At 50.1% G+C, this 3,551-nt stretch carries 3 protein-coding genes and 1 pseudogene; all 4 read left to right on the forward strand.

Going from position 1 to position 3,551, the window contains the following annotated elements:
* A pseudogene (locus tag VB081_RS10615) lies at nucleotides 1-141 on the forward strand (30S ribosomal protein S12); the annotation flags it as partial.
* A 311-nt stretch (nucleotides 142-452) separates the two neighbouring features.
* Nucleotides 453-923 (forward strand): 30S ribosomal protein S7, encoded by a 471-nt coding sequence (gene rpsG, locus VB081_RS10620; RefSeq protein ID WP_323400790.1) that lies wholly within the window; start codon nucleotides 453-455, stop codon nucleotides 921-923.
* Nucleotides 924-1,179: 256 nt separating this feature from the next.
* Complete coding sequence (gene fusA, locus VB081_RS10625) at nucleotides 1,180-3,258, forward strand: elongation factor G (protein WP_323400791.1); 2,079 nt, start codon at nucleotides 1,180-1,182, stop codon at nucleotides 3,256-3,258.
* A 112-nt stretch (nucleotides 3,259-3,370) separates the two neighbouring features.
* Nucleotides 3,371-3,551: GTP-binding protein (locus VB081_RS10630; RefSeq protein WP_323400792.1), on the forward strand; the 181-nt coding region annotated here is incomplete at its 3' end.

Genomic DNA, 3,551 nt, shown 5'->3' on the forward strand with positions numbered 1-3,551 from the left:
GTTGTTCTGATCAGAGGCGGAAGAGTTAAGGATCTGCCGGGTGTAAGATATCATATAGTCCGTGGCGCGCTCGATACAGCGGGCGTTGCGGATCGTAAGCAGTCGCGTTCATGCTATGGCGCGAAAATGCCGAAGAAATAAGCTGCATATTCTGTTGCTTACCGGTATCGTTTACCGTCAGACGGAACGATAATTTGCCTCCCGAGCCTGCGCACTACGCTTGCAAAGGCGTCGGGATCAAGTCATGCGTCCCTTCTGCCGGAGTAGATGCATTGGCATAAGCGATGCCCGTAATAGCACCAGGCATTGTGTTGCCCGGCGTATGCGAGTTAGACGGCGCGAAGCGCGTCTGTTGTTTGAGCAAGTAGACGGGCAAGATATGGCGGGTGAGGCAGGAATGAAAGCAGTTAACCAAGAAATTATTCTAGTGATTTTATAAGGAGGGCTTTTCGATGCCTAGACGTGGTGGAGTACCGAAACGTGAGGTAATAGCGGATCCTATGTATAACAGCACAGTTGTGACCAAGTTGATCAACCAGATCATGGTGGACGGCAAAAGGGGAACTGCGCAGAGGATTTGTTACGACGCGTTTGATATTATCAAAGAAAAGACAGGGAAGGACGCTGTTGAGGTGTTCAATTCCTGCATGGAAAACATAATGCCTGTATTAGAAGTTAAGGCAAGACGCGTGGGTGGCGCGACATACCAGGTTCCGATGGAAGTTCGCCCCGAACGCCGTCAGACGCTGGCGATCCGCTGGCTGGCGCTGTTCTCCAACAAGCGCTCGGAGCGCACGATGCGCGAAAGACTGGCTTCGGAGATCATGGATGCTGCAAACAGCACAGGCGCAAGCGTGAAGAAGAAGGAAGACATGCACAAGATGGCGGAAGCGAACAAGGCGTTCGCACATTATCGCTGGTAAGCATGTTCTGAAATTGCATGAGATAGTCAGGAAGCGGTTTTAGAAGGATTGTGCCTTTTAAAACCGCGACCTATTATTTGTGCGAACACCCGGCAGCGTGTATTGAAAATTACGAACTGTAAAAAGTATATGAACCATTGGTAAATATACTGTGAAATGCGCGGATACGCCTTGTATTGTGTGTATAATATATGCTGTGTGAGTAGGTAAACAATTAAGTTTGAAATAAGTTTTTATCGAAGGGAAAGGAGATACAATGTCTGGAAAATTTCCGCTTGAAAAAGTAAGAAACATTGGTATCATGGCGCATATCGACGCCGGCAAAACAACTGCCACCGAACGTATTCTTTTTTATACGGGCAGAACATACAAGATTGGTGATACCCATGACGGTAACGCAGTCATGGACTGGATGGAGCAAGAACAGGAAAGGGGTATCACGATTACTTCCGCTGCAACAACGACGCAGTGGGAAGGGCACCAGATCAATATCATTGACACGCCCGGACACGTTGACTTCACGGTTGAGGTTGAGCGTTCGCTGCGCGTGCTTGACGGCGCTGTTGCAGTATTTTGTGCAAAGGGCGGTGTAGAACCGCAGTCTGAAACGGTTTGGAGACAGGCTGAGGGGTACGGCGTTCCTCGTATGGCGTTTGTTAACAAGATGGATATCATGGGTGCTGACTTCTATAATGTTGTAGACATGATCAAAGAAAGACTGGGCGCGAACCCTGTTCCGCTGCAGCTTCCGATTGGTGTGGAAGATACGTTTAGAGGAATCGTAGACCTCGTTGAGATGAAAGCAATCGTCTATCCGAACGACGACGCTACGGGAACGAAGTTTGACGTAGTAGATATCCCTGACGATATGAAAGAAATGGCGGACGAATATCGCGAAAAGCTGATTGAAGCGGTCGCGGATCATGACGAGTCTATCATGGAGAAATATTTTGCAGGCGAAGATATCTCCAAAGAAGAGATCATCAAGGTGCTGCGCAAAGGCACGATCGCGGGAGCTCTTATCCCCGTATGCTGCGGCAGCGCGTACAGGAATAAAGGTGTACAGCCTCTGCTTGACAAGATCGTTGAGCTGATGCCGTCGCCGCTTGACGTGCCGGCTATCAAAGGTATCAAGCCGGGTACGGACGAAGAGATCGAGCGTGCGCCAGATGTGAGCGGGCCGTTCTCGGCACTGGCATTTAAGATCATGGCTGACCCGTTTGTCGGTAAGCTCGCGTTTTTCCGCGTGTATTCCGGTAAGGTGCGCAGCGGTTCTTATGTGCTGAACTCGACAAAGGGCAAGCGCGAGAGGATCGGTCGTATCCTTCGTATGCACGCAAACCATCGTGAAGAGGTTGACGAAGTCGAAGCGGGAGACATTGCAGCGGCAGTCGGTTTCAAAGATGTTGGAACGGGCGACACGCTATGCGATGACAAACAGCAGATCATTTTGGAGAACATGGTGTTCCCCGATCCGGTTATTCAGGTCGCGATCGAACCCAAGACAAAAGCAGGACAGGAGAAAATGTCTGTTGCGCTGCAAAAGCTGGCTGAAGAAGACCCGACATTCCGTGCTTATACGGATGAGGAGACAGGCCAGACGATCATCGCAGGTATGGGTGAGCTTCATCTGGAGATTATCGTAGATCGTATGATGCGTGAATTTAAGGTAGAAGCATCTGTTGGTAAGCCTCAGGTATCTTACAGAGAGACCATGACCAAGCCTGTCGACGTGGAAGGCAAGTATGTCCGCCAGTCGGGTGGTAAGGGTCAGTACGGTCATTGTAAGATCCATGTGGAGCCTCTAGAGCCGGGCAGCGGTTATGTCTTTGAGAGCAAGATCGTTGGTGGTTCTATTCCGAAGGAATACATCCCGTCTATTGACAGCGGTATTCAGGAAGCGGCAAAGAGCGGCCTGATTGGCGGGTTCGAGGTAATGGACTTCAAGGTTACGCTGATCGACGGTTCGTACCACGAAGTCGACTCATCTGAAATGGCATTTAAGATCGCGGGTTCTATGGCGATCAAGGAAGCGTTCGCGAAGGGCGGCAGCATCCTGCTCGAGCCGATGATGAAAGTCGAAGTCGTTGTTCCCGAGGATTACCTCGGAGACGTTATGGGTAACGTAAACTCACGTCGCGGACGTATCGAAGGTACGGAAGCGCGTGGCGGCGGACAGATCATCCGTGCGATGGTTCCGTTATCCGAGATGTTCGGTTATGCGACAGACCTTCGTTCAAGGACGCAGGGACGCGGCAACTTCTCTATGCAGTTCGACCATTATGAACCGGTTCCGAAAAGCATGATTGAGAAGGTTACCGGAGAAAAGAAATAAGCCATGCGCGCATGCACAACGCGCATGCGGATGGACTTCATGCACGGCAAAAATACAGTGGCCGATATCCACTGAAAAATGAAAATTAACAAGGAATAAGGAGAACAAAGCAATGGCAAAGGGTAAGTTTGAGAGAAACAAACCGCATGTACACGTCGGAACGATCGGTCACGTCGATCATGGAAAAACAACGCTGACAGCAGCGATCACATCGGTACTGTCAAAGAGCGGAAAAGCGCAAGCAACAAAATATGATGAGATCGACAAAGCGCCGGAAGAAAAAGAGCGTGGCA

Source organism: Christensenella sp., from assembly GCF_034927525.1.
Taxonomy (GTDB): Bacteria; Bacillota; Clostridia; order Christensenellales; family Christensenellaceae; genus Christensenella.